The sequence below is a fragment of the Pseudomonas sp. SZ57 genome (assembly GCF_009495975.1).
GTDB classification, from domain to species: Bacteria; Pseudomonadota; Gammaproteobacteria; order Pseudomonadales; family Pseudomonadaceae; genus Aquipseudomonas; species Aquipseudomonas syringae.
In genome coordinates, this window is the sequence record NZ_WIBD01000018.1 from 167,539 (window position 1) to 193,112 (window position 25,574).

A 25,574-nucleotide genomic window follows, 5' to 3' on the forward strand; every position below is an offset into this window, starting at 1 on the left:
AATATTTCACAGATTGCCTATCAATGAAACAGTGAGATCGCGATGAAAGCCTATTGGATTGCACACGTTGATGTGACCGACCCCCAGCAGTACAGCGAATACACCCAGCGCGCGCCCGCGGCTTTCGAGCTGTTCGGCGGCAGGTTCCTCGCGCGCGGCGGGCGTTCCGAGGCGATCGAAGGGCGTGATACGCCGCAGCGCACGGTGATTATCGAATTTGAATCCTACGAGAAGGCGCTGGCCTGTTATCGGTCGCCCGAGTACCAGCATGCGATGAGCCACAGGCAGGGCGCTTCAAAGGCCGAGATCGTGATCGTCGAGGGGCAGTTTTAAGCGTTCAGTTGCGAGCTGAAAGCTTCAGGCGTTCACCGGATGAAGTGCACCTTGCCGGTATCGTCGTTGCCGATATAAATACCGTAGACACCCGCCTGACGTTCTTCGATATAGCGTTCCAGTATCTGGCGAATGGCGGGGTAATAGATGCTGTCCCACGGGATGTCTTCGGGGGTGAAGAATCTGTAGTCCATGGTTTCCGGGCCGAACCGGCCGGTTACCTCCAGCGCGATGGCACGGAACACGATGTAGACTTCGCTGATGCGCGGCACGCTGAAAATGGAGTAGGGCGAAAGGATCTCGGCGCGTACACCGGTTTCTTCCCAGACTTCGCGCAGCGCCGCCTGCTCGGTGGTTTCGCCGCTTTCCATGAAGCCGGCAGGCAGTGTCCAGGTGCCGGGGCGCGGCGGGATGGCACGCTGGCAGAGCAGGTACTTGCCTTCCTGCTCGATGATGCAACCCGCGATGATCTTCGGGTTGACGTAGTGAATGTACTGACAGCCGCCACAGACCAGCCGCACGTGTGTATCGCCCGACGGGACACGCTGAACCAGATCAGCGCTACCGCATTGGGGACAGAAGCGCGGTGTGGCCATTTCAGCGACCTATGCGAGGTTCTTTCAGCGCGACGGGGGCGACGATGTCGCGGACTTTGCTGTCTTCGTCCTGCTTGGATTTGAGATATTCCAGCGCCACGCGCGCGGCGTTGCGTACGTGATCGACCGACGCCTGATGCGCTGCCAGTGGGTCGCCGCTCTTGATCGCTTCGACCATGAGCTCCATTTCCTTGTTGCTGGCACCGCGGCGGTTTTCCTGGGATACCGAGGTGGCGCGCAGGTAGCTGATGCGCGCCTGCAACTGGCGTAGCTGGGTCGCGGCCACATGGTTGCCCGAGCCTTCCAGCAATACATCGTAGAAACCCTGGACCGAGTCGATCACCTGCTGCAGTTCGCCTTCCTTGAGCGCCTGACGATTTTCCTCCAGGGCTTTTTCCAGTGCACGGATGTCCTTGGGCTTGGCGCGCAGGGTGAACAACTGAACGATCAGGCCTTCCAGCACGCAACGCAGTTCGTAGATATCGCACGCATCAGCCAGCGTGATGATTGCAACACGCGGGCCCTTGGCATCGGCGAACTCGACCAGACCTTCGGATTCCAGATGGCGCAGTGCTTCGCGCACCGAGGTGCGGCTTACACCGAGGCGGTCACACAGATCACGCTCGACCAGACGATCACCCGGCAGCAGCTGAAAGTTCATGATTGCGCTGCGCAGTTTGTCCAGCACGATCTCGCGCAGCGTGACGGGGTTGCGGTTGACCTTGAAGGTGTCGTCGAGAGGCAGGCGTTTCATCAGGTGTGCTCGGAATGGGGCTGTCAAAGTAAAAACGTGACTGGAAATAAAGTCTCGCTCATGTCGGCAACCCGCACACTGCGCGGGCTGCTGCATGGCCCGGACGGATGAACCCGGGTCGCGGCCGAGTTTATCACGCCCATGCCTGCAACCACCAAAACCGCCCCGAGCCGCCTCAGACGATGGCTGGCAGTGCACCCATCTTGCCCCGGTGATAAACCATCGGTGTGACCGGTGTCGCGGGCAGGATCAGGTTTTTCACCTGACCGACAATGATCGCGTGATCGCCGCCATCGTATTCGCGCCACAGTTCACACTCGATGATCGCGGTGGCGTTGCTCAGCAGCGGGTTGCCCAGCTCGCTCAACTGCCACTCGATGCCCTTGGTCTTGTCCTTGCCTTTGCTGGCGAACGCATAGGCTTCTGCCTGCTGATCGGCAGACAGCAGGTGAATCGCGAATTTTTTGCTGTCGCGCAACACCGGGTAAGTGTCCGATTCGTAGTTGGGGCAGAACAGCACCAGTGCCGGGTCGATGGACAGCGCACTGAATGCGCTGGCAGTAATACCGAACAGGTTGCCCTCAGCGTCCAGGGTGGTGACGATGGTCACGCCCGAAGGGAATGACGCCATGACTTCTTTGTAAATACCGGGTTCTATCATCGCAGCGGCCTCTTTAACGCATGACAAATGGATCAGGCATGGGCGCCTGCGAAAGGTTGATCCACACCGTTTTCAGTTCGGTGTAGGCCAGCACGGAGTCTATCCCGCTCTCGCGACCGTAGCCGCTATTTTTGAAACCACCGATAGGCGCCATGGCCGACACGGCTCGATACGTATTCACCCAGATGATACCTGAGCGAATATCCCGCGCCAGACGGTGCGCACGTCCCAGGTCGCGGGTCCAGATTCCGGCGGCGAGGCCGAACTGAGAGTCGTTGGCGATGGCCAGCGCTTCGGCTTCGTCCTTGAAACGAATCACCGAAGCCACCGGGCCGAACACTTCTTCCTGCATGATCTTCATCGAATTGTGATCGCACTCGAACAGCGTAGGTTCATAGAACCAGCCTTTGCTGTCCAGCGTCGGTCGCTTGCCGCCCAGGCGCAGGCGTGCACCTTCGGCCAGCGCGTCGGCCACCAGGCCTTCTACCACAGCCAGTTGCTGGGCAGTGGCCATCGGGCCCATTTCAGTGCCTTCATCCTGCGGATTGCCGATGCGAATCCGGCTGGCGCGCTCGGCCAGGCGTTCGACGAACTCGTCGTAGATTTCGTCCTGCACCAGCAGTCGCGAGCCGGAAACACAGCTTTGCCCGGACGCCGCATAGATGCCGGCGACGGCGCCATTGATGGCGCTGTCCAGGTCGGCGTCGGCGAAGATGATGTTGGGTGATTTTCCGCCCAGCTCCAGTGACAGTTTGGCAAAGTTCTCCGCGCTGCTGCGCACCACATGTCGCGCAGTGGCCGCGCCACCGGTGAAGGCTATCTTGCGCACCAGCGGGTGCCGGGTGAGGGCTGCGCCAGTGGTCGGGCCGTAACCGGTGATGACGTTGACCACGCCAGGCGGAATGCCGGCTTCAAGTGCCAGACGCGCCAGTTCGAGCACGGTCGCCGAGGCGTGTTCCGAGGGTTTGAGGACGATGGTGTTGCCAGCAGCCAGTGCTGGTGCCAGCTTGATGGCGGTCAGGTACAACGGGCTGTTCCAGGGGATGATCCCGGCCACCACGCCCATCGGTTCGTGCACGGTGTAGGCGAACAGGTCCGGCTTGTCGAGGGGCAGGGTGCCGCCTTCGAGTTTGTCAGCCAGCCCTGCGGTGTAATGAAAGAACTCCGGCAGGTAGCCGACCTGCCCGCGGGTCTCGCGAATCAGTTTGCCGTTGTCGCGGCTTTCCAGCTGCGCCAGTTGCTCCTTGTTTTCGGCAATCAGGTCGCCCAGCTTACGCAACAGCTTGCCGCGTGCCGTGGCCGTCAAGCCGCGCCAGGCCTGACCCTCGAAGGCTTTCTGGGCGGCCTGAACGGCCCGTTCGACATCGGCTTCGTCAGCATCCGGCAGTTGCGCCCAGGGTTCGGCCAGCGCCGGGTCGAGGCTGTCGAAGGTCTTGCCGGACAACGCATCGACCCACTGACCGTCGATGCACATCTGAAAGCGGGTAAGGCTCATGCAACAATCCCCTTGATCGAATGGTGAGCGGACGCCGGTTTGTCGAGGCCGATCTTTTCGAAGAAACCGAGCAGCACCTGGTTGACCAGACGCGGCGATTCAACCGGCATCATATGGCGTTGGTCGGGCAATATCGCGACGTCGGCACCGGGGATACGCGCGGCCAGTTCGCGGGCCATTTGCGGCGTCGATCCCGGGTCAAGTTCGCCCGTGGCGATCAACGTCGGTGCGCGAATATCGCCCAGATCCTCGGCGCGGTACATATCCTGAGTAGCGAACAGCTTGTACGTGGTCAGGTAACCCTGCGGATCGTTGCTGGCCAGGTTGTGCCGAATGGCCGCAATCTGCGCCGGGCTGGCTGCCTGATACTCACGGCTGAACCAGCGAGACAGCGCTTCGCCCGCGTTGGCGTCCGGACCATGCTCGGCCGCCTGGCTGGTGCGCGCAATGACGCTGGCACGCTGTTCCGCGCTGCGATTGAACACGCTGTTGAGCACCACCAGCCCCGACAGGTGCTGAGGGAACTCCAGCGCGAACGCACGCGCCACCAGACCGCCCATCGAGAAACCGACGACCGCCGCCTGCGGCAACTGCAAATGCGTCAGCAACTCGTGCAGTTGTTCGGCGTAGCCCGGCAGACCCGTCTCCGGGTCGGGGCGGGGGCTGGCACCATGGCCGAGCATGTCATAGGCGATGACCTTGTAATGCGTGGCCAGACCGACGATCTGGCCGCCCCACATTTCCTTGTTCAGGCCCACCCCGTGAATCAACACCACGGGGTGACCTTGGCCGGTAGCCAGATAGCTGGTACCCGCCGGGGTGTGTTCAGCGGTGAGCTGAATCATGGATCGCTCCTGCGCAGAGGTTGAAGGTGATCGGGCCACGAGCCCTTCATGAGTTACTGGGCCTTTTCGGCCGCCAGCTCTTCCAGGTCGATATAGCGATTGCCGATTCGCGGGTGCAGGCGTCCACCGTTGGCGGCACCAAGGACTACGATGATTTCGTCGGCACGCGGCGAATCCTCGATGTGCATTTCCAGGGTGATGTAGTGCGAGCGCAGCCCTTCATCGTCCTTGTGCATCATCGGTATCTGGATCGACGTACCCGGGCCGCCGCGTTTGTTGGTGAAGCTCAGGTAGCTCTTGGCCTTGACGGCATCACGGTAATGATTGCCAAAGCGCAGGGTATGGATCACGGCCGATGCGTGTTCGATTTCGCCTTCCGCGCCGACCACGGCAGCCTTGCCGTAGGCCTCGATTTTCTCTGCACCGCCAATCGCATCGGTGAGGCGTTTGACCATCAACTCGCCCAGTGCGGAGCAGTTGGCGCGAATCTCCGGTTTCAGGTCTTCGACGAAACCACGGCCCAGCCAGGGGTTCTTGATCACCGCCGCCAGCCCGATCATGGTGACCGGCTTGTCGGTGGCCTTGCCGCCCTCGATGAAGGTTTCTTCGGTGTACGTGACGATCTTGCGAATTTCAAAGCTCATGAACGACTCCCGGAGCAGATGTCTTTGTATTTCGTCTGATGGTATACCATAAGATTGTGCGTGCAAATCCTTTATTTGCGGCGAATATCGGGCCTGTCGTTCACCTCGTTTACCGGGATCGAGGCGCACGCACAGCTCTAGCTCGCGCTCATCGACGACCATTCGTCAGGTGCGAAGGCAATCGCTTTGAACAGGCGTCTTCTGGTTGTGACAGATATTCGGTGAGCCCTAAGAAGCCCCATCGAATTTTTCACCAAGGAGACTCCGAACATGAAAGCCATCGTCTATGGCGGTCCGCGTGACGTCAGTGTCAAAAACGTACCGGATGCGAAGATTCAGAAGCCAACAGATGCTCTTGTCAGAGTGACCTCCACCAATATCTGTGGCTCGGACCTGCACATGTATGAAGGCCGTACGTCTTTCGAGACCGGGCGCATTTTCGGCCATGAGAACCTCGGCCAGGTGATTGAAGTCGGCGCCGGCGTCGACCGTATCAAGGTGGGCGACTGGGTGTGCCTGCCGTTCAACATCGGCTGCGGCTTTTGCGAAAACTGTGAGAAGGGCCTGACCGGTTATTGCCTGACTGCCAACCCTGGCAGCGCGGGTGCGGCTTACGGTTTTGCCGACATGGGCGATCATGAAGGTGGCCAGGCCGAGCTGTTGCGTGTGCCGTATGCCGACTTCAACTGCCTGCTGTTGCCCGAAGATGCCGCCGAGCGTGAAGAGGATTACGTCATGCTCTCGGACATCTTTCCGACCGGTTGGCATGCCACCGAATTGGCCGGGCTGCTGCCTGGCGAAAGCGTTGCCATCTATGGTGCCGGTCCGGTCGGTCTGATGGCCGCTCACTCGGCAATGATCAAGGGCGCCTCGCAGGTGTTCGTGGTCGACAACCATCCAGATCGTCTGGCACTCGCGGCGAAGATGGGCGCGACGCCGATCAACTCGCTGGAGCAGGGCGCAGTGGATCAGATCCTCAATCTGACCGATGGCAAAGGTACTGACCGAGGCTGTGAGTGCGTCGGTTATCAGTGCTGCGACCGTCATGGCCACGAGGCCAACCACGTGACCATGAACAACCTCGTTGCCTCGACCAAGGCGACGGGTGGGATCGGTGTCGTGGGCGTTTTCGTGCCGCAGGATCCGGGCGCCAAAAGCGACCTCGCGAAGGAAGGCAAGATGGCCTTCGACTTCGGTTCGTTCTGGTTCAAGGGCCAGCAGATCCGCACCGGCCAGGCCAACGTCAAGGCTTACAACCGTCGCCTTGCCGAGCTGATCCACCACGGTCGCGCCAAACCGTCGCAGATCATTTCCCATCGCCTGAAACTTGAAGAAGGCCCTGACGCCTACAAGCACTTCGATGCGCGTGATGAAGGCTGGACCAAGGTCGTGCTCAAGCCAGGTGCGTGATAAGCGCAGTTGACCAGGCCTGGCCTGAGAGCCCTTGTCTTATCTGCTACAGGCGATCGACAAGGGCATCAGCACTTCAGCCACAACGTTTTATTTAAAGAGATTTATTCAAATGAACGAAGAATACCCAAAGCCGCCATTTGCCAGTCAGCCACAGGACGTTCCAGGCCTGCAGGGCAAGATGGACCCCTATCCCGATTGCGGTGAAAAGAGCTACAAGGGCTCTGGACGTCTGCAGGGCAAGATCGCGCTGATCACCGGCGCGGACAGCGGCATCGGCCGTGCAGTCGCGATTGCCTTCGCACGTGAAGGCGCGCAGGTCGCGATCTCCTACTTGAACGAGCATGAGGACGCGCAAGAAACCAAGCGCTGGGTCGAAGAGGCGGGTCGCAAATGCCTGCTGTTGCCGGGCGACCTGGCGCAGAAGCAGCAATGCGAAGACATCGTGAGCAAGACCGTTGCAGAGTTTGGTCGCATCGATGTACTGGTCAACAACGCTGCGTTCCAGATGACGCATGAAACGCTGGACGAAATCTCCGACGAAGAGTGGGTCAAGACCTTCGATATCAACATCACCGCGATGTTTCGCATCTGCAAGGCTGCGGTTCCGCATATGCCGCGAGGTGGCTCGATCATCAATACCAGTTCGGTGAATTCGGACATGCCCAAGCCGACGCTGCTGGCCTACGCGACCACCAAGGGCGCGATTGCCAACTTCACTGGCGGTCTGGCGCAGTTGCTGGGCGAGAAGGGCATCCGCGTGAACAGTGTTGCTCCCGGCCCGATCTGGACGCCACTGATTCCGGCGACCATGACCGACGAAGATGTGAAAAGCTTCGGTAGCGAGACACCGCTGGGGCGCCCGGGGCAGCCGGTGGAAGTTTCGCCGATCTATGTGCTGCTGGCCTCGGACGAAGCCAGTTACATTTCCGGCTCGCGCTATGCAGTGACGGGCGGCAAGCCGATTCTGTAATTGCCCCGACAACGCCTTTTTGTTGAAACGGTGCCCAAACAGGCACCGTTTTTTTGGCGTCAATGGCACTTTGTATCTGCACAAGCAGGTACTGCCATTGATCGTCTAATTTCCAGACTGATTCATCCGTGTTTGCGCATATCGGGCAGGCTGGCCGGTCGCCATGACCAGCGACGAAAGCGTGTCGGCATTCATCTGCAATAATAAAGTCCGGGTCGTTGTGTTGCTCAAGAACTCTTGTTTTCGCTGTGTCGGGGTGCGCGCATTCTTGGTCAACGCCTGCATAGCGGCTATATAGTCGGCAGGATCAAATTGTTCTTCGTTGGGGCCATTCGTCGAGATTTCTCTTAATGATTTTAGGATCCCGCTGGACCACGCCTCGACCTGTGCAGTATCCGCTCCATCGAGGAGGGGGTTGCCAGCGTCCGTCGGATAATAAAACGCATCCACTGTATTCAGGCGGACATGGGAGGCCTCGTGAATAAGGGCTCGTGCAACTTTCAGCACATCGTAGTTGGCAAGCAGCGAGGCTGACACCCCAATCCGTTCGACCGCTTCCTGAAACTCGCCTTGAAAATCAGTCGATGCGAGAATGCTTTCAGGTCCATTAAAAAGAAACAGCGTCAGATCGGATTCTGGACTGCCGATGCCCTCAATGAGCTCCTGCATCTGCCGTAAGGAATCCTCCACGTCGATACTCGTAGCGGCGCGAGCGCTGGGGGCCAGCGCCCCAAAGGTTGCGTCGAATGCCTCCTTTACGTCTTCACCTGGTGATGCTTTTAACAGCTCGGAACGCGTGAACGTCAATAACGAAACGGCAACATCCCTGGCTTCATACATTTTGGATAGTTGCTCAGGTTCGAACTCGGAAAGGTCGTCTGCGACGACTGTGAGGGGCGCGTCGTGGGGAGCAGCCCCTTGTTGATCAGCAAACCGCAAAGGCGAATTCCTGACAAAACGATACAGATTCATCCCGTCCACTGCGCCCGCCGGATCCGGATTGATCCATCGCTGCAACCACGGCGCGTAATAGCGCAGGCCGTAGTAGTACAGCCCCGTCGCATCGCGTTCCTTGCCGGAATAACGAATGGTTTTATAGCTGGCTTCAACCGTACTGCGTCCTGCCCACCACGAGGTACCACCAAACGGGTAGTAACTTTCCTGGCTGATGATGTGCGCGTTTTTATCCAGCTCCAGGGTGCCGGACCCCAGATGATCGGCGAAGCTGTAGCGAACCTGATCGTTTTCAAGTCCTTCGGGTTGACCCGCCTGCCAGTGCAGCACCCGTACCTCGTTGCGCCCGGCCTGGGTGACGATAACGTGCAAAGTCTCGGCTGTGGCGCTGTTGCTGTGCACCTCCAGACCTGGTAGGTAGCGCACTTCGGCATTGTGGACAACGGCTTTCGCCTTGGTCGTATGGATTTTGCGCAGGCGTTGCCCACTGGCGTCGTAGACATAGCGCTCTTTGTCGTCGTCACCCGCTTCCCGAACCACAGGCCGCACTTGCTGCAACTGATTGCGCCAGTCCCAGCTCATTGCTTGCCCGGCTTGCAACTCATTTAGATTGCCATTGGCGTCGAATGCGGCAGCGATGGCCGCTTCATCCGGCGGTCGATCGTTGATAACCGGCAAGCTGCGATTGCTGGTTTGCGAAGTGACCAGAGTGCGCGAGTGGGACTGGGTGCCAGTGTGAGTCAGTTGCAACAGATTGCCGCTCGCATCATAACAGTAGGTTTGCGTGTAATTGGCCAACTGCGTCGCATCGAGGGGAGTCTGGAAGGATGGAAAAACAGGGCCTTGGTTGAGTTTCTTGGCCTCCCTGCCGGTAGCCTGGATCAACTGATAAAGCGTGTCGTATTGATAAGTCGACACCGGCTCAATACGCTGACCGGCACAACACCGTGTCGGCTGGGCGCGATCATCGATACGCAGGACATTGCCCGCCGGGTCGTAGTCATACAGCAGATGTTGCAGCAGTTGGCCATCTGCCCGTGTGCCTTTGAGTTCAATCAGACGGCCATTTGCGGCGTCATGCAACGCCTTGGTCACAACACCGTTGCCAGCCGTTTCCGAGGTTACGTAGCCTTGAGCGTCGTAATCGATACTGTGAACCAGAACTCGCTCTGTCTGTCCGGGGAGGCCAAGTGAAGTGGCCTCAACATGACCTGCCACAGTATGGACAAAGGTCTGGACGTTACGCTGGGCGTCCGTCTGCGAGATGACATCGCCAAGCGGACTGTGTGCCCAGCGCGTAGTCGCGCCTGGACCAGATTCGAGCAGGGCGTCACGTTCTGTCAGCGGTTCTGGCCAGTCGACATTTTCGGGATTGAAGAGAAAATGCCGCGTCTGTTCAAGCACGCCACCCGCCAGGGCGAACTCGTCATCCATTCGCGAACCAGCCGGGTCATCATGGCGTATACATTGGCCGCACTGGTTATGGCCCTTGGTATCCGGCCCGCCGTATTGCCGCCGCTCGACGCAGCGCCCGTTTTCAATGATGGCGACGGGTCTGAGCAGGGCGTCATACTGCACGCTCCGCTCAGTCCCACGGCCATCCCAGCCAGCCACGACCGCGCCGCTGTCACCGGCCAACATCAGCCGCCAACCGGCATCGACACTGTCGCTGAGAAGCGCCTGACCACTCAGGGAAAACACAGTAGCAAGATTGACGGCAGCCTGGCTTTCCCAGAGCCTTGCATCCCAGCAGTTGACCGGATGCCCGGCAGCATCATGAGCCACGCGGTTTATAAGAACTGTCGGCGTGTCCGTGGCCTGGTTGCGCCAAAAATCAATCGCGCGAATCTCCAGACCGCGTGGCTCAATGACATTCAGGCGGGGCGTATGATGATGCAGTGCGGCAGACTGTACGTTCATGATCACGTCATCCCTGACTGGTGACTTGAGTCCAGGCTATGTAAGTAAAGTATCGTCGTAAGTGCAGCATAGCGCAGGCCTATGAGACCACCGGCGTCAAACGTGTTGTGAGCCTGTCGACGCGCGTCACGACGCGTCGCAAAATCGACGAGCCGTAGCGCTTGGCATTTTTGCCGATGGCCGGTGCTGATCAGCGAGTCTGATCCATCGGCCACACCGTTCCTTTCAGCGACTTATGGAGAAATTGTTCATGTATCCAGACGTACAGCTTTATATCGATGGTCAGTGGCGCGCGAGCCGCGACAATCGCACGTTGTCAGTCATCAACCCGGCGACGGGCGAGGCGCTGGGCACTGTGGCGCATGCCGGTATCGCCGATCTTGACGAAGCCCTGGCGGCCGCCGAGCGTGGTTTTGCCACCTGGCGCGCGACCTCGGCTTATGATCGCTACAAGCTGATGCAGAAAGCGGCGAACCTGATTCGCGAGCGTGCAGACAGCATCGCCCGAATCATGACGCAGGAGCAGGGCAAGCCGCTGGCCGAAGCGCGTATGGAAACCCTGTCGGCGGCGGACATCATCGACTGGCTGGCCGAAGAAGGGCGTCGAAGTTATGGCCGTCTCGTGCCATCACGGGTCGTGTCCATCGAGCAGAAAGTCATCAAGGAGCCGGTCGGCCCGGTCGCTGCGTTCACACCGTGGAATTTCCCGATCAACCAGGTAGTGCGCAAGTTGTCCTCGGCATTGGCTGCGGGCTGCTCGATCATCGTCAAGGCCCCGGAAGAAACGCCGGCGTCGCCTGCCGAATTGATTCGCGCCTTCGCCGATGCCGGTGTGCCGGCCGGCGTCATTGGCCTGGTCTACGGTGACCCGGCAGAAATCTCCGGTTACCTGATCCCGCATCCGGTCATCCGCAAGGTCACCTTCACCGGCTCCACGCCGGTCGGCAAGCAACTGGCCGCATTGGCTGGCAAGCACATGAAACGGGCGACCATGGAGCTGGGCGGTCATGCACCGGCGCTGGTGTTCGATGATGCGGATATCGACCTCGCCGCTCGCGTGCTGGCCACCGCCAAGTTCCGTAACGCCGGGCAGGTCTGCGTGTCGCCGACGCGGATTCTGGTGCAGCGCAAGGTCCTCGATGCGTTCACCGAGAAATTCGTCGGCCTGACTCGCGAAATCAAGGTCGGTAACGGTCTGGAGGCAGGCACCACCATGGGGCCGGTGGCCAATGATCGACGTATTCCTGCGCTGGTCGATCTGATCGATGACGCGGTGCGTGGTGGCGCGACGTTGTCTGCCGGTGGCAAGGCTGTCGAGGGGGCGGGCTATTTCTTCGAGCCGACCGTGTTGAGTGGCTTGAAGCCGCACATGCGCATCATGAACGAGGAGCCTTTCGGCCCCGTCGCGCTGCTGGTGCCGTTCGACACGCTGGAGGAGGCCATCGCCGAGTCCAACCGCGTGCCGTTCGGGCTGGCATCCTATGCCTTCACCACGTCGATGAAGACTGCCCAGGCGCTGAGCACCTATATCGAAGCGGGCATGCTGTCGATCAACCATCAGGGTATTGGTTTGCCGGAAGTGCCGTTCGGCGGGATCAAGGATTCCGGTTACGGTTCCGAAGGTGGCACCGAAGCCATTGAGGCCTACCTGAATACCAAGCTGGTCACTCAATACAACTGAGTGTTGCTCGGGCAAATAAAAAACGGTCGCGATGTGCAAGCATCGCGACCGTTTTTCGTTGCTTGCGCCACTCAGTCTCTGGCTTGAATACCGGTCTGTCTCATGACCAGGTTCTTTTCCTTCTTGTACTGCAGGGCCACTTCGGGCGCGGGGCCGCTCTGGCCGGTTTCCATCCACTTGCGTATGCGGCTGGCGTCGGCGAAGTGCGTGTACTTGCCGAACGCATCGAGAATCACCACTGAAACCGGGCGGTTGGCCATGCTGGTCAGCAGCACCAGGCAGTGACCGGCCTGATTGGTAAAGCCGGTCTTGGTCAGCTTGATGTCCCAGTTGTCCTTGCGCACCAGATGATCAGTGTTGCTGAAACCGAGGGTGTAGGTCGGTTTGCGGAAGGTCACGGTCTTCTGCTCGGTGGTGCTCAGTTCACTGAGCAGCGGGTATTTGCGCGCCGCCATCACCAGCTTGGTGAGGTCGCGCGCGGTCGACACGTTGTACACCGACAGACCGGTGGGTTCGACGTAGGCCGTGTGTTTCATGCCCAGCGCCTTGGCCTTGGCGTTCATCGCCAGAATGAACGCCGGATAGCCACCCGGATAGCTGTGCGCCAGGCTGGCCGCCGCGCGGTTTTCCGAGGACATCAGGGTAATCAGCAACATGTCCCGACGGTTCATTTCACTGCCGAGTTTGACGCGGGAGAAGACGCCTTTCATTTCCGGGGTCTGGGAAATGTTCACCGGAATGACTTCGTCCATCGGCTGCTTGGCATCCAGCACGACCATCGCGGTCATCAGCTTGGTGACCGAGGCAATCGGCACGATCACATCCGGGTTGCTGGAATACAGCACCTTGTCGGTCTGCAGGTCGATAACCATTGCGCTGCCCGAGGCAAGGTGCAGGTTGGAAGGATCACGGCTCAGGACGGCAGGTTCGTTTGCCAGCGTAGGGGTAGAAAGCACGGGGCCGGTAAGTACAAATAATAGGCCCAAGAGAGACAGACGGATTTTCAAGAGCAAGGCTCACTCGATAAAAGGTGGTAAATGGAAGGGATCGCGTCAAAACGCTGCATTTTATGAGCAGACTTTGCCGTATGTCGATGGGCTGGGGTAGGCGTTTGCGCAATAAATGACGCAATCGGTCGTTCATTAAGTTGCTGTTAAGTCGCTTTCTGCTCTGCAACCTGCCAAAAACCACATCTCAATTGAATATTCGTGGTGCGCAAGGCCCGCACCGATTAGCATTCCATGCCATTCAGGTCACCGATTCAGGAGTCATGCAATGCTCAAGGGGTTTGTCAGCAAGGATTACGCAGTACTGGTGATCATCGCGTCATTGATCGTCATTCTGCTGCTGGGTGTCGGCTTTACCTCACGTCCAAGCGACTGGGCGGGCTGGATGCAGGCGATCGGCCTGATTGTCGGGCTGATGGCGGCCGTGGCAGTACCGGCCATCCAGCGCAAGCAGGAAGCGCAACTGGCGCACAAGCAGATACGTGACCGGGAAGTGGGCTACGCGCGGCGCATGCAGTACCTGTGCGGCGAGCTGAGCGAACTGCAGGGTCGCATCAGCCTCAACCTGACCCATCTGCGCGCCAGTGACCGGCACAGCTTGAAATACACGTTACAGGATTACCTGCATCGCCTGTTCGAGTCACATAAACAGGATCTTAACGATGACCGCGTGGTGCTGGCTTATGAATTGCGTCAGGTCGCCAATGACCTGATCGATGAACTCGACAGCGGCCGTACCGATCGCGTGGTGTTCATGGCGCTGGAGAAACGCCTGCAGAAACTGACCCATCGCTGTCAGGTCAACGCGGCCATGGCCGAGCGCGGCTGAGTCTGATCACCGGCTTTTTCCGTGGCAAAAAAAAGCCCGCCATCGAAGAGGCGGGCAAGGGATGTGCGGAGCAACGCACGAGGTTTGCAGAAGAAGTCAGCTGTTGAGGGGCTGGCACTGCATTTGCCGCGACAGGGCCTCTGCAACAGGCAATGACGCGAGCGGGCCGCTGACGGGTTCGCCATCCTGAATCAGGTACCAGCAGGCCAACAGGCCGCGCGCTCTGAGCGGGGCTGGAACTGCGCTACCGACGACGGACATGATGTGTACCTTGGTCATAAGTGCCTCCTCAATCCATGGCGCTACTGTAGAGGGCGGACGGGCAAGTCAGAAATCGACGCTCTCAATAGTGGTCATTGATAACAACGAGGGTTTGGCGCATTGCATTGGCAGCCCATAATGTGAGCACAGCAACGAAAAACCCGCCTGAAAAGGCGGGTTTTTTTGTTCTGTTACCAGCGGCCGCGTGGCGGGCCGTAGTAATAGCCGGGGCCTGGCGGTGGCCCGTAACGATGGTAGTAGCCTGGCGGTGGAGGCGGTGGGTAGCGCTCGACAACCTGATAGACCGGGGCCGGCTGGTAATAGACCGGTGGCGGCGCGTAGTAGACCGGCTGCTGTTGCACGTATACCGGCTCGCGCTCGACGTACACCGTTCTGTCGCGACCTGAAGATACCGCCGCCCCGACAACGGCAGCGCCAACGATAGCACCTACCACGGCAGGGCCACCCCAGCCACGGTCAGCATTCGCCTGGCCAGCAAGGGCCAGGGCACCTACAAACAAGGCGATCTTGGGGATTTGACGAATCATGACTGTTCCTCGCTCTCAACCCGTTGTCGCGCGCCTGCATCACTCTCAAGCACTGCCACGGGATAACACTATGACACCGAAATTGTAAGAATCTGCGAAAGTGCTGAGTAAATTTTATGTAAGGTGTGCCGCGTATGTCCTCGCGCTCACTGGTGCGTAGCATACGCTTCTATCGAAGATTCAAGCCATTACCGTCTGGAGGAAACACCCGATGTCCGTCACTGCTAACAGGGAGACATTATTGTGCATGTCCATGGCCGCCCGTCCCGGCAACTTTGGTGTGCGTTTCCATAATCATCTTTACCAGCAGTTGGGCTTGAACTTCTATTACAAGACCTTCGCCCCCAATGACCTTGCCGCCGCCGTGGCCGGCATACGCTCGCTGGGGATTCGTGGCAGCGCAGTTTCGATGCCCTTTAAGGAGGCCTGCATCGAACTGGTCGACGAACTGGACGCCTCGGCTGCCGCTATCCAGTCGATCAATACCATCGTCAACACCGACGGGCATCTGAAGGCGTTCAACACCGATTACATCGCCGTCGCTCAACTGATGGAGAGCCATGCGGTGCCGCACAGCGCGTTTGCCCTGCGTGGAAGCGGGGGAATGGCCAAGGCGGTTGCGTTCGCGCTGCGCGATGCGGGTTTCACCGAGGGGCTGATCGTGGCCCGCAACGAGCAGGCTGGCCGGCGTCTGGCAGCGGCGTGCGGCTTTCGCTGGCAAGCGGAGCTGGGCAGCGCGCGGCCACCCTTGCTGGTCAATGTCACTCCATTAGGAATGCAGGGCGCGCAAGCTGACGAGCTGTCGTTTGACCTGCAAGCCATCGAAGCCGCTGAAACGGTTTTCGATGTGGTGGCTACCCCCGCCGACACGCCGCTGATCCAGGCTGCACGTCGCTTGGGCAAGCGTGTGGTGAGTGGTGATGAAGTGGCGGCGATCCAGGCACTGGAGCAGTTTGTGCTCTATACCGGCGTGCGCCCGACCGATGAGCAGTATCAGCAGGCGGCAGCCTTCGCCAGAGCCGGCTAGCCGTCGGGTCGGGCAGGGCACATTACGCCTCGGCGTGTTCCAGTCTGGCCAGGCGTTCTTCAAGGGCCGCAACCCGTGCCTCCAGCTCATCGATACGCGAGTTGGCCGCCGGGCTTGCCGAATGTCGCTCCGGTGCCTGTTGGCGAGCGGCAAGCAGCTCCTGCAGCGATTCCGGGTCACCGAGCAGATGCATGTAACGGTCTTCGCGCTGGCCCGACTGGCGCGCCACGAGCATCGCCAGACCTCTGGCGATCAGGCGTTCCAGCTGGTGGACGACCTGCTCGCTGTCTTCGAAATCGTGCATGCGGTTACTGCGGGTCAGTAGCTCGTTGACGGTCTGCGGCCCGCGCAGCAGCAACAGACCCGTGAGTATCACCTGCGCCGGGACCAGCTCGAGCCCCTTGTCGACCCTGTGCTCCCAGCGATCGGCGCGACTGCCCATGACCAGCCGCGTCAGACCGCGGCCTTCCAGGGCTCGAAGGCTCTGGCCGACCTGCCCCTGGGTGAGGTTCATGACCGGGTCACGACTGGTCTTCTGGTTGCAGGCAGTCACCAGTGCATTGAGGGTCAGCGGGTAGGTTTCCGGATTGGTCGCCTGTTTTTCGATCAGGCAGCCCAGAATGCGCACTTCGGTGCCGTTGAGTTGTAGCGCCTCGGCATTCGGGGAGGATTCGGTGGAGGACGATTCGATGGACATGACGCTTCCCTGAGTGATGGCGGTGGATCAGCGTAGGGCGTGGCGGACATTATTGCCAGTGTCTGCTGCACGGATCTGCAGGAGCGCTGAAAAGTGTCACGGCGTTTGGCGTCATGTGAGTCTATAATTGCGCCTTTCTCAATCAGGATATGTCATGTCTATTTCCCTGTACGCCGCTTCCATTCCTGTCTTTCAGCAAATGCTCAACGCGCTGAGCGACGTTCTGACCAAAGCCGAAGCCTACGCGACCGAGAAGAAAATTCAGCCCCCAGCATTGCTGCAGGCACGTTTGTTCCCGGACATGCTGCCGTTCACCCGTCAGGTGCAGATCGCCGTCGATTTTGCCAAAGGTGCCTCAGCGCGCCTGGCAGGCGTCGAGATCCCGCAATACGATGACACCGAAACCACCTTTGCCGAGTTGCAGGCACTGCTTGCCAAGACTCTCGCGTTCATCGGCAGCATCACCCCGGATCAGGTCGACGGCAAGGAAGGCATCGAAATCGTCCTGCGTCCCGGCACTGAAAAGGAAAAACGCCTGAACGGTCAGGCCTATCTGCTCAGCTACGCCTTGCCGCAGTTCTTCTTTCACGTCACGACTGCCTACGATCTGCTGCGCCATAACGGCGTTGAAATCGGCAAGCGTGATTTCATGGGCAAGTTCTAAACAGTGGGGGCTGAAGCCTCATTGATGTTCTCGGCCCTCGGCGTTATACACAAAGCCAACTGACCCTCGTGCCAATGCTCCGCGTTGGCATGGATTGGGTGACGCAGAGCGTCACGAAATGCATTACCGCGCGGAGCGTGGGAACGAGAATTATCAGAGTCTCCGCCTCGTTTTTCGGGCTCTGCTTCACTAACTGCATGCCAGTGCGCAGCATTGGCGTGACAGTCACCTTCAAGCTGTTTTAATCCCCCTCCCGCAGGCCGCGCTGTTGCAGCGGCGTCTGTTGTTGTTCTGGAGTATTCATGTTGTTGCCCATCCTTCTGCTGTCAGCCGCCGGGTTTACCGTGCTGACCACAGAATTCGTTATCGTCGGTCTGTTGCCAGCCGTTGCCCGCGACCTGAATGTCACGGTCTCGCAGGCAGGGCTGCTGGTGACGCTGTTTGCATTCACCGTCGCCGCCTTTGGTCCTTTTCTGACCGCGTATTTTTCGCGCTTCGAGCGCAAGCGCCTGTTTGTCAGCATCCTGGTGCTGTTCGGCTTTGCAAATGTCTTGGCGGCGCTGGCGCCCAATATCGCCGTGATGGGTATCGCCCGGCTGATTCCGGCGTTGGGGTTGCCGGTGTTCTGGGCGCTGGCCAGCGAGACCGCCGTGGACATTGTCGGTCCGCAGTTTGCCGGCCGGGCAATTGCCAGAATCGGTTTCGGCATCGTTTGCGCCACGGTGTTCGGCATTCCCATCGGCACTCTGATTTCGGACGCATTCGGCTGGCGCACGGCCTTTCTGGTGCTGGCCGTTCTGGCGTTCGCCAAGGCACTGTTGCTGACGGTCTATCTGCCGAAGACGGCTGCCAAGCAGAACCCGGTATCGATCCTTAAGCAGTTCGGCATCTTGCGCAGCCGGATGATGCAGGGGCATGTGCTGCTCTCGGTGCTGGTGTTCAGCGGCATGTTCACGGCGTATACCTACCTGGCGGACATGCTCGAGCGTCTGGCCGGTTTCGACGGCGCTCTGGTGGGCTGGTGCCTGATGGGCTTTGGCGCTGTCGGCTTGCTGGGCAACTCGCTGGGTGGGCGCATGGTCGACCGTCATCCGTTGATTGCCAGCCTGGTGTTCTGCGCCTTCATGGTGGTCGGCATGGTCGCGGTAGTGCCGAGCATCCATTCGGTGGTGGCCTTGCCACTCGCGCTGGCGGTCTGGGGCATCACCCAGGCGGCCTTGTTTCTGGTCAGTCATGTGCGACTGATCAAGGCCGCGCCGCAAGCACCTGCGTTCGCGGCGTCACTGAACATCGCTGGTGCCAACCTCGGCATTGGCATCGGCGCGGTGATTGGCGGCAGGGTCATTGATCACCTGGGGCTGGGCAACGTCGGTTTTGCCGCTGCGGGCATCATCGTGCTGGCGATTGTGCTGGCGCTGTTGTTGATCAGGCGTGATCCGGGGCCGCTCCCGGCTTAGCCTGCATCGGTAAACAGTTGGTTTCGAGCACTTTCGGCAATGGCAACAACGCCGGGGTGCTTGACCTTGCGTTCCACGGTTATGGCATAGAACGATTCGGTCACCGCGTCAGTATGGCCAAGCACTTGTACGCCATACTGGTTCTGCACCTCATCGGCGATCACGCTGGGCGCAACGAACACGCCGCTGCCGGATTTGCCAAACGCCTTCATCAGCGCGCTGTCATCGAATTCGCCAATGATGCGCGGCTGAATGCTTTGTTCGGCAAACCAGCGCATCAGTCTGCCTCGAACCACGGTTTCCTGACCTGGAATCAGCAGGGGAGCGCCGTGCATGCACTGCGGAAAATCGTTCCCGATACGCTCCGCCATTTCACGTGTGGCGAAAAAGCTGACCCCGCATTCTCCCAGCTTCTGGCTATAGCCCTTGATGTCCAGATGCGGCGGCATAGGGCTGTCGGAAATCACCAGGTCGAGACGCTGGATGGCCAGGTCTGCCAGCAGTCGTTCCAGCTTGTCCTCGCGACAGGTGATGCGGATGGGCTCATCCAGCGTCATGGTCGGAGCGATCAGGCGGTAGACAATGGACTTGGGCACCACGTCGGCCACGCCAATGCGCAACAGCAATTGCTGTTCATCCGGCTGCGAGCGCAGCAGGTTTTCCAGGTCATTGCCGAGCTGGAACATTTGTTCGGCGTAGGGCAGGGCGAGGCGACCTGCTTCGGTCATTTCCAGTTGCCGACCGACGCGCTGGAATAGATCGACCCCCAGTGACGCCTCGAGCAGGCTGATCTGCCCGCTAACGGTCTGCGCGGTCAGATTCAGTTGTTCGCAGGCGCGCACAATGCTGCCGGTCTTGGCCACAACCCAGAAGTAGTGAAGCTGGCGGTAATTGAGCATATTTTCTGCCGATTCGGTAAAACCGAAGTATATGCCTTATAAAATCGAATTTTCCTTATGTTTCAAGATGTCTAGAATCCGCTCCAACGCCGGGCTGAACAGGCCGCCCGGTTTCACTGATTGAGGAGCCCATGAACAAAGTCCTTTACGCTGTACTACTGAGCGGTTCGCTGCTGGTGGTGACGGGATGCGATCAGCTAGAGTCTTCCACCAAGCATGTGGTGAACGCCGCCGCTGACAGTGCAAAACAGGTGGTCGATGACACCCATAAAGCCGCGACCAAGGCACTGGACGAGGCCAGGCAGGAACTTTCGTTGCAGGAACCACCACCAAACTCGGCTGAAACCGAAAACACGTCTGATAAAGAAATCTGACTTACAACTATTGGCGCAGGCAGGGCAGTGATCTATGGAATACCTATTGGAACTCGCGACAAGTCCGGCAGCCTGGATCGCGCTGGCGACACTGGTGGTGATGGAAGTCGTACTGGGCATCGATAACCTGATTTTCATCTCGATTCTCACCAACAAGCTGCCTGAGCATCAGCGCGAGAAGGCTCGCAAGCTGGGTATCGGCATGGCGCTGGTGATGCGCCTGGGCCTGCTCAGTACCGTTGCTTACATCGTGCAACTGACAGAGCCGGTCTTCGAGGTCTTCGGTCAGGCGTTCTCCTGGAAGGACATGATTCTGATCGCTGGTGGTCTGTTCCTGGTCTGGAAGGCAACCACGGAAATTCATCACAGCATGGACATCAAGACCGAGGAAGAGAAAGCCCTGGGTTCGGTGGTGATGTTGAGCATGAGCGCGGCGATCGTACAGATCCTGATGCTGGACCTGGTGTTCTCCATCGACAGTATCATCACTGCCGTGGGCATGACCGAACACCTGCCGATCATGGTCATCGCGGTCATCTCTGCGGTCGTGGTGATGCTTGTCGCAGCCAACCCGCTGGCGAAATTCATCAACGACAATCCGACGGTGGTCATGCTGGCTCTGGGCTTTTTGATCATGATCGGTATGACGCTGATCGCCGAAGGCTTCGGCGCCCACGTACCCAAAGGTTACATCTACGCGGCCATGGCCTTCTCGGCAGCCGTTGAAGCCTTGAACATGCTGGTACGCAGGGCAAGACGCAAGAAAGCGGTTGCCCAGGTGTCCACGCACTGATAACTGGCGAAGCTGTAAAAAAGGTCGACCCTGGCAGCAGGGTCGACCTTTTGCATTCAAGGTGCGGGCAAATACGCTGAGGAGGGCAGATCAGCTAAACGCTGCTCGTACTCCTGTAAATCAGCTGGCTGCTACAGCGGGGGCCTTGATGTGTTTTGCAAGTACAGCCGGTTGTGCCGCACGCGGCTCGACGCTGCGCGGCTGATGACGGCGACGGGATACACGCATCACCCCCCACAGCATCGCGCTGGCGACGGCGAGCCACGAAGCGATCAGCATCACTATTGTTAATTCCAGGCTCATAAGTGCCTCCACATTCCTGCTTTTTGTTGCGGTCTTGATAACTGACAGTCTAGTACGGGGCATGTTTCGGTTAATTGACCAGTGGCATCGGGCTATGAATTATTTTCGCCATTCTGTTGGTCGAGGTGCCACGCACGGCTATCCCCGAGACCCGGTCAGCTCTATCATCGGTGCTCAGGTCGGGTCGCGGGTTGCCCGACAACAGTTGAAGTGAGTGAACATGCTGTCGGTTTCTTTCTTTACCGGTACTTCCGGTGCGCTGCGTTCATGGCTGATTGCGGCCTTGCTGATGGGCCTTGCCGGTTGTTCGTCAATGGTTACGCCGGAGATGAAACGCCTTCCGGACCGGGTCGAGCTGACGTCGATTCCGTTCTTTCGGGGCAATGCCTATCAAAGCGGCCCCATGGTGCTGGCTAGCATGCTGGCCAATCAGCAGGTGCAGACGACGCCTGGTTTGCTCGACAAGCCGTTGCAATTGCCGGGTGCCGAGGACCGGCTCGAGCAGAACATGCAGAAGGTCGCGCGTGAGTACGGTTTCATGGTTTACCCGCTTGATGGCCAGTTGCAGGATCTGCTGACCCAGGTCTCGGCGGGTTATCCGGTCATGATGCGGTTCACCCAGGGCTCTGCGTTGTGGAAAGGGCCGCGTTATGCGGTGTTGATCGGCTATAACCGCATCAAGGAAACCGTGCTGCTCAACGCAGGCATGGATCGTCGCTATTCCATGAGTTTCAGCAGCTTTACGTCGGCCTGGAAAGACGCGGGCAGTTGGGCGGTGCTGATTCAGTCGCCCCGGCAGTTGCCGGCCAATGTCGATGCGCAGCGCTGGCTGCAGGCGGCCGAAGCGTTATCCATATCAGGGCAGGAACAGGCGGCGGGCGAGGCGAAAAGAACGCTGGCACGCGGCGTTAAATGAAATCAACGCGGCAGGAACAAAAACGGCACCGATAAGGTGCCGTTTTACGTTCAGCGAACCTAGAAACCGAGTCGGTCACGCAGGCTGTAATACCACGCGCCCAGCGCAGTCAGCGGGGTGCGCAGCACCTGGCCGCCGGGGAACGGGTAGTGGGGCAGGTCGGCGAACGCATCAAAGCGCTCTGCCTGACCGCGCAGCGCCTCGGCCAGTACTTTGCCGGCCAGGTGGGTGTAGGTCACACCGTGTCCGCTGCAGCCCTGCGAGTAATAGATGTTGTCGCCCAGTCGTCCAACCTGGGGCAGGCGAGACAGGGTCAGCAGGAAGTTGCCGGTCCACGCGTAGTCGATCTTCACGTTCTTGAGCTGCGGGAATGCCTTGAGCATTTTCGGCCGGATAATGGCTTCGATATTGGCGGGATCTCTGGCGCCGTATACCACACCGCCGCCGAAGATCAGGCGCTTGTCGGCGCTGAGGCGGTAGTAATCCAGCAGGTAATTACAGTCTTCGACGCAGTAATCCTGCGGTAGAAGTGTCTTGGCCAGTTCATCGTTCAACGGCTCGGTGGTGATGACCTGAGTGCCGCACGGCATCGACTTGGCCGCCAGCTCCGGGACCAGATTGCCCAGGTAGGCATTGCCGGCCACGATAATGAACTTGGCCCGGACCCTGCCTTGCGCCGTATGCACCACAGGGTTTGCCCCGCGCTCGATACGAATCGCCGCTGATTGTTCGTAAATGGTGCCACCCAGTGTTTCAACGGCCGCGGCTTCACCCAGTGCGAGGTTAAGTGGATGAATATGCCCGCCGGTCATGTCCAGCAAGCCGCCGATGTACTGATCACAGGCCACGACTTCATTGATCCGGCGCTTGTCCATCAGCTCGAGGCCGGTATGCCCGTAGCGCTCCCAAAGCCGCTGCTGGGCTTCGAGATGCGCCAGTTGCTTGCTGGTCAGCGCTGCGAATACACCGCCATCTTTCAGGTCGCACTGAATGCCATAACGGGAAACCCGATCGCGAATGATGGACGCGCCTTCGAAGGCCATCTGCCCGAGCAATTGCGCCTGGCGTGGCCCCACGGTTCGCTCGATGACATCGATGTCGCGGCTGTAGCTGTTGACGATCTGCCCGCCATTACGCCCCGATGCGCCGAAGCCTACCTTGGCCGCTTCCAGCACCGTGACCCGAAATCCGTTTTCCAACAGGAACAGCGCGCTGGACAAACCTGTGTAACCGGCTCCGATGACACACACGTCAGTTTCGACTTCACCCTGCAGCGCCGGACGTTCCGGGGCCGCATTGGCTGAAGCCGCATAATAGGACTGCGGGTAGGGCGTGTTTGCCATCCTGAGACTCCGTTTAATATTCTTGACGATGGCGGCAATCGTACCCGAGATATAAAAGCTCTGCCAGCAGCAGGCCAAAAGAGCCCTTGTCTGTCGATTGGCAAAAAACGCTGTATTTCATAGGGTTAGCAAAAAAACAGATTGACAGGCATTCGCATATCCGTAGAATGCCGACCCACAGCAGGCACGTAGCTCAGTTGGTTAGAGCACCACCTTGACATGGTGGGGGTCGTTGGTTCGAGTCCAATCGCGCCTACCAGACAAAATCCGCTCTGCTGGGCGGTAAGAAAAAGGGTCAGCCGAGAGGCTGGCCCTTTTTTGTTTTGCTGTCAGTTGCCAATGATCGAGTAGACGCGCGTGTTGCGCAGTCCTCCCTGAATGCTCATGCGATCCTGTCTAAGCGTGCCTTCGTACTCAAATCCGACCCGCTCGGCGAGTCTCTGGCTCGCCAGGTTTCTTTCATCCATTGTCAGAAACACGCGATTAGCCATCAAGTTGTCCAGCGCATAGCTGACCAATGCTGCAACGCCCTCACTTATCAGGCCGGCGCCAAGGTATTGAGTTCTGCCCCAATAGCCTACTTCAAAGCTTCGCAACTGCCAGTTGGCGTTATGCAAGCCGCTGCTTCCTACTAATGCGCCGTTGTTTTTCAGAAATAGAAGCGCCCTGAGATCCTCATTCAGGAGGAACCGGGCGTAGGCATGGCGGCAGATCAGTTCGGACTGATCGATACCAGGAGTCGGCGTTGCCCAGGCCAACCATTTCTGCAAATGCTCAGCCGATTCGGCAACAGCCTGATTGAACACGATGCCGTCACCTGGCTTTGCAACGCGAATCAACAGGCGCTCTGTCTGGATTTCAGCAGGCAGTAGATTGGACGCTGTCATCGACAATGTTCATGTGTCAGTACTTTGAGCCCTCTTTAGTATCGGCCTTGCACGGTTTCCAGTCAGGCGTCGGGGGCGGGCCCGGGATGTTTTGAATGATAATGACGATCCCGTCACTTCCCACTCTTGCATAGCGATTCGTGATAGCGGCCCCGTCTGCGGAGGCTGATTTGCTTTCATTGTTGCTCTGAACCGAGCCTGAGCCGTTATCAACCACCAGTGCGGACACTTCATCGTCCATGATTTTTCTCCTGAGTAACGCATAGTTCGACGCCTATGACGCTAGCAAGGCTATTGCGGCCGGATGATGAGTGATACTGGTAAATGTGCTAGGTAAGGTTTGGAAAGGTGCGTGAACACAAGAAGGCCGCTCGATCAGCGTGCTGGAAAGACGAAAGGAATCCGATGGCGCGTGATCACTGGCAGGAGCCTTAAAAAATTCACGTATTCAGAGAGTTACTGCAAAAAAGCGTTTGACAGGCAATCGAATATCCGTAGAATGCCGACCCACAGCAGGCACGTAGCTCAGTTGGTTAGAGCACCACCTTGACATGGTGGGGGTCGTTGGTTCGAGTCCAATCGCGCCTACCAAACAAAATCCGCTCTGCTGGGCGGTGAGAGGGGGAATCCGAAAGGGTTCCCCTTTTTCTTGCCTTGAGAAAACGTTCACAATCTATAGGCATCGTTCACACACTGCAATGGGAACGTCCGTTCTCGTTCAAATCATCGTTCACACGAACGTTCACAGTGGCATTCACACGAGTAAATGTGAACGACCATAGCTAACCTACTGATCTATATAGCCTGATTACCTTCTTGTTAAGGTGGTGCTCATTGTTCGTGGCCTCACAATGGCAAGCTTCTAACCAACTGAGCTACGTGCCTGCTGTGGGCTGGACGCTACCCAACCCCTCTGTGGAATTTTCTTGACGCTCAAGGGGCAGGGCTATTTCTGTGTGCGTGGGCTCATCAAGGCGAGAGGGGTAGGCAGGGGGTTAGGGGCTGTCCTTTCTTATGCATTGCTGGTCGGAAATTTCTATGAAAAATTATTGACGTGGTGTATGTATGGCGCAAGGCCATCCCTTGTCTGAGGTGTAGGAGGTACTGTGCAAAATCTTCTCAAAAGTCTGATGCTGCTATGGAGAGAGAGAAAATTCGGAGATGAGATAGCAGACCTGCTCGGAGTAAACAGACGTCTATTCCACAGCGCTATGGAAGAGGGTGGTTGCCGGTCTCACATGGTGAGGTTGTGCATATTGCGTGATGGGGGCGTGTCGAAAGTATTGATTGCTGTTGATTGTTG

Annotated in this window: 27 protein-coding genes and 2 tRNA genes; 13 read left to right on the plus strand and 16 right to left on the minus strand. The window is 58.6% G+C overall.

Annotated features, from left to right (window positions below):
• The first annotated feature begins 42 nt into the window (after window positions 1-42).
• Complete coding sequence (locus GE543_RS16675; protein ID WP_003416396.1) at window positions 43-333, plus strand: DUF1330 domain-containing protein; 291 nt, start codon at window positions 43-45, stop codon at window positions 331-333.
• Window positions 334-365: 32 nt separating this feature from the next.
• On the opposite strand, the gene GE543_RS16680 is transcribed toward GE543_RS16675, so the two are convergent.
• The 6 genes from GE543_RS16680 to GE543_RS16705 form a co-directional block, all read right to left on the minus strand.
• Window positions 366-929 (minus strand): NUDIX hydrolase, encoded by a 564-nt coding sequence (locus tag GE543_RS16680; RefSeq protein ID WP_153221912.1) that lies wholly within the window; start codon window positions 927-929, stop codon window positions 366-368.
• 1 nt (window position 930) lies between these two features.
• Window positions 931-1,683: a GntR family transcriptional regulator gene (locus GE543_RS16685; protein ID WP_003410157.1), complete on the minus strand. Its 753-nt coding sequence runs from the start codon at window positions 1,681-1,683 to the stop codon at window positions 931-933.
• A gap of 175 nt (window positions 1,684-1,858) precedes the next feature.
• Window positions 1,859-2,344, minus strand: coding sequence for a flavin reductase family protein (locus tag GE543_RS16690; protein WP_003410158.1), 486 nt, complete (start codon window positions 2,342-2,344; stop codon window positions 1,859-1,861).
• A 13-nt stretch (window positions 2,345-2,357) separates the two neighbouring features.
• Window positions 2,358-3,839 carry an aldehyde dehydrogenase gene (locus tag GE543_RS16695; RefSeq protein ID WP_044309618.1) on the minus strand — a complete coding sequence of 494 codons (1,482 nt, stop codon included), beginning with the start codon at window positions 3,837-3,839 and terminating at the stop codon, window positions 2,358-2,360.
• On the minus strand, window positions 3,836-4,684 hold the full coding sequence (locus tag GE543_RS16700) for an alpha/beta fold hydrolase (protein ID WP_003416402.1): 849 nt from the start codon (window positions 4,682-4,684) through the stop codon (window positions 3,836-3,838). The genes GE543_RS16695 and GE543_RS16700 overlap by 4 nt, the downstream gene beginning before the upstream one ends.
• Before the next feature lie 53 nt (window positions 4,685-4,737).
• Window positions 4,738-5,328, minus strand: a complete 591-nt coding sequence (locus tag GE543_RS16705) for an amino acid synthesis family protein (protein WP_003348679.1) — start codon at window positions 5,326-5,328, stop codon at window positions 4,738-4,740.
• Between the two features lie 270 nt (window positions 5,329-5,598).
• Here GE543_RS16705 and GE543_RS16710 point away from each other — a divergent pair, with 270 nt between their 5' ends.
• Together GE543_RS16710 and GE543_RS16715 are read left to right on the plus strand one after the other, a co-directional pair.
• Window positions 5,599-6,738, plus strand: coding sequence for a glutathione-independent formaldehyde dehydrogenase (locus GE543_RS16710; protein WP_003318011.1), 1,140 nt, complete (start codon window positions 5,599-5,601; stop codon window positions 6,736-6,738).
• Between the two features lie 112 nt (window positions 6,739-6,850).
• Window positions 6,851-7,711: an SDR family oxidoreductase gene (locus GE543_RS16715; RefSeq protein ID WP_003318012.1), complete on the plus strand. Its 861-nt coding sequence runs from the start codon at window positions 6,851-6,853 to the stop codon at window positions 7,709-7,711.
• Window positions 7,712-7,816: 105 nt separating this feature from the next.
• On the opposite strand, the gene GE543_RS16720 is transcribed toward GE543_RS16715, so the two are convergent.
• Entirely contained in the window at window positions 7,817-10,585 is a 2,769-nt protein-coding gene (locus GE543_RS16720) for an RHS repeat domain-containing protein (RefSeq protein WP_153221913.1), read from the minus strand.
• 250 nt (window positions 10,586-10,835) lie between these two features.
• On the opposite strand from GE543_RS16720, the gene GE543_RS16725 reads away from it, so the two are divergent.
• Entirely contained in the window at window positions 10,836-12,266 is a 1,431-nt protein-coding gene (locus GE543_RS16725; RefSeq protein WP_153221914.1) for an NAD-dependent succinate-semialdehyde dehydrogenase, read from the plus strand.
• A gap of 71 nt (window positions 12,267-12,337) precedes the next feature.
• On the opposite strand, the gene pbpG is transcribed toward GE543_RS16725, so the two are convergent.
• Window positions 12,338-13,273, minus strand: coding sequence for a D-alanyl-D-alanine endopeptidase (gene pbpG / locus GE543_RS16730; RefSeq protein ID WP_032698456.1), 936 nt, complete (start codon window positions 13,271-13,273; stop codon window positions 12,338-12,340).
• A 268-nt stretch (window positions 13,274-13,541) separates the two neighbouring features.
• Between pbpG and GE543_RS16735 the strand changes: the two genes are divergently transcribed.
• Entirely contained in the window at window positions 13,542-14,102 is a 561-nt protein-coding gene (locus GE543_RS16735) for a hypothetical protein (RefSeq protein ID WP_003318017.1), read from the plus strand.
• A gap of 96 nt (window positions 14,103-14,198) precedes the next feature.
• Here GE543_RS16735 and GE543_RS16740 read toward each other — a convergent pair whose 3' ends face one another.
• Window positions 14,199-14,381 carry a hypothetical protein gene (locus GE543_RS16740; RefSeq protein ID WP_003416408.1) on the minus strand — a complete coding sequence of 61 codons (183 nt, stop codon included), beginning with the start codon at window positions 14,379-14,381 and terminating at the stop codon, window positions 14,199-14,201.
• Window positions 14,382-14,554: 173 nt separating this feature from the next.
• Complete coding sequence (locus tag GE543_RS16745) at window positions 14,555-14,911, minus strand: hypothetical protein (protein WP_003410180.1); 357 nt, start codon at window positions 14,909-14,911, stop codon at window positions 14,555-14,557.
• Between the two features lie 211 nt (window positions 14,912-15,122).
• Between GE543_RS16745 and GE543_RS16750 the strand changes: the two genes are divergently transcribed.
• Window positions 15,123-15,938: a shikimate 5-dehydrogenase gene (locus GE543_RS16750; RefSeq protein ID WP_153221915.1), complete on the plus strand. Its 816-nt coding sequence runs from the start codon at window positions 15,123-15,125 to the stop codon at window positions 15,936-15,938.
• Between the two features lie 22 nt (window positions 15,939-15,960).
• On the opposite strand, the gene GE543_RS16755 is transcribed toward GE543_RS16750, so the two are convergent.
• Entirely contained in the window at window positions 15,961-16,635 is a 675-nt protein-coding gene (locus GE543_RS16755; protein WP_003416409.1) for a YceH family protein, read from the minus strand.
• Window positions 16,636-16,789: 154 nt separating this feature from the next.
• Here GE543_RS16755 and GE543_RS16760 point away from each other — a divergent pair, with 154 nt between their 5' ends.
• Complete coding sequence (locus GE543_RS16760; RefSeq protein WP_003369297.1) at window positions 16,790-17,299, plus strand: DUF1993 family protein; 510 nt, start codon at window positions 16,790-16,792, stop codon at window positions 17,297-17,299.
• Between the two features lie 302 nt (window positions 17,300-17,601).
• Window positions 17,602-18,756, plus strand: a complete 1,155-nt coding sequence (locus GE543_RS16765) for an MFS transporter (RefSeq protein WP_046237534.1) — start codon at window positions 17,602-17,604, stop codon at window positions 18,754-18,756.
• On the opposite strand, the gene nhaR is transcribed toward GE543_RS16765, so the two are convergent.
• Window positions 18,753-19,655, minus strand: coding sequence for a transcriptional activator NhaR (gene nhaR / locus GE543_RS16770; RefSeq protein WP_046269316.1), 903 nt, complete (start codon window positions 19,653-19,655; stop codon window positions 18,753-18,755). The genes GE543_RS16765 and nhaR overlap by 4 nt on opposite strands.
• A 131-nt stretch (window positions 19,656-19,786) precedes the next feature.
• Between nhaR and GE543_RS16775 the strand changes: the two genes are divergently transcribed.
• Complete coding sequence (locus tag GE543_RS16775; RefSeq protein ID WP_153221916.1) at window positions 19,787-20,029, plus strand: hypothetical protein; 243 nt, start codon at window positions 19,787-19,789, stop codon at window positions 20,027-20,029.
• Window positions 20,030-20,063: 34 nt separating this feature from the next.
• Window positions 20,064-20,822 (plus strand): TerC family protein, encoded by a 759-nt coding sequence (locus GE543_RS16780; RefSeq protein WP_003405473.1) that lies wholly within the window; start codon window positions 20,064-20,066, stop codon window positions 20,820-20,822.
• A 120-nt stretch (window positions 20,823-20,942) separates the two neighbouring features.
• Here GE543_RS16780 and GE543_RS16785 read toward each other — a convergent pair whose 3' ends face one another.
• Window positions 20,943-21,125, minus strand: coding sequence for a hypothetical protein (locus GE543_RS16785; RefSeq protein WP_003405471.1), 183 nt, complete (start codon window positions 21,123-21,125; stop codon window positions 20,943-20,945).
• Window positions 21,126-21,345: 220 nt separating this feature from the next.
• Here GE543_RS16785 and GE543_RS16790 point away from each other — a divergent pair, with 220 nt between their 5' ends.
• The gene (locus GE543_RS16790) at window positions 21,346-22,041 is read left to right on the plus strand and encodes a peptidase C39 family protein (protein ID WP_153221917.1); all 696 of its coding nucleotides are present in this window, start codon (window positions 21,346-21,348) and stop codon (window positions 22,039-22,041) included.
• A gap of 59 nt (window positions 22,042-22,100) precedes the next feature.
• Here GE543_RS16790 and GE543_RS16795 read toward each other — a convergent pair whose 3' ends face one another.
• Window positions 22,101-23,384: an FAD-binding oxidoreductase gene (locus tag GE543_RS16795; RefSeq protein WP_153221918.1), complete on the minus strand. Its 1,284-nt coding sequence runs from the start codon at window positions 23,382-23,384 to the stop codon at window positions 22,101-22,103.
• A 182-nt stretch (window positions 23,385-23,566) separates the two neighbouring features.
• Here GE543_RS16795 and GE543_RS16800 point away from each other — a divergent pair.
• Window positions 23,567-23,643: transfer RNA gene (locus GE543_RS16800), tRNA-Val, on the plus strand.
• A gap of 70 nt (window positions 23,644-23,713) precedes the next feature.
• Here GE543_RS16800 and GE543_RS16805 read toward each other — a convergent pair.
• Together GE543_RS16805 and GE543_RS16810 are read right to left on the minus strand one after the other, a co-directional pair.
• Window positions 23,714-24,271, minus strand: coding sequence for a GNAT family N-acetyltransferase (locus tag GE543_RS16805; protein ID WP_153221919.1), 558 nt, complete (start codon window positions 24,269-24,271; stop codon window positions 23,714-23,716).
• A gap of 16 nt (window positions 24,272-24,287) precedes the next feature.
• Window positions 24,288-24,512 (minus strand): hypothetical protein, encoded by a 225-nt coding sequence (locus tag GE543_RS16810; RefSeq protein ID WP_003402841.1) that lies wholly within the window; start codon window positions 24,510-24,512, stop codon window positions 24,288-24,290.
• 273 nt (window positions 24,513-24,785) lie between these two features.
• Here GE543_RS16810 and GE543_RS16815 point away from each other — a divergent pair.
• Window positions 24,786-24,862: transfer RNA gene (locus tag GE543_RS16815), tRNA-Val, on the plus strand.
• Window positions 24,863-25,574 lie beyond the last annotated feature (712 nt).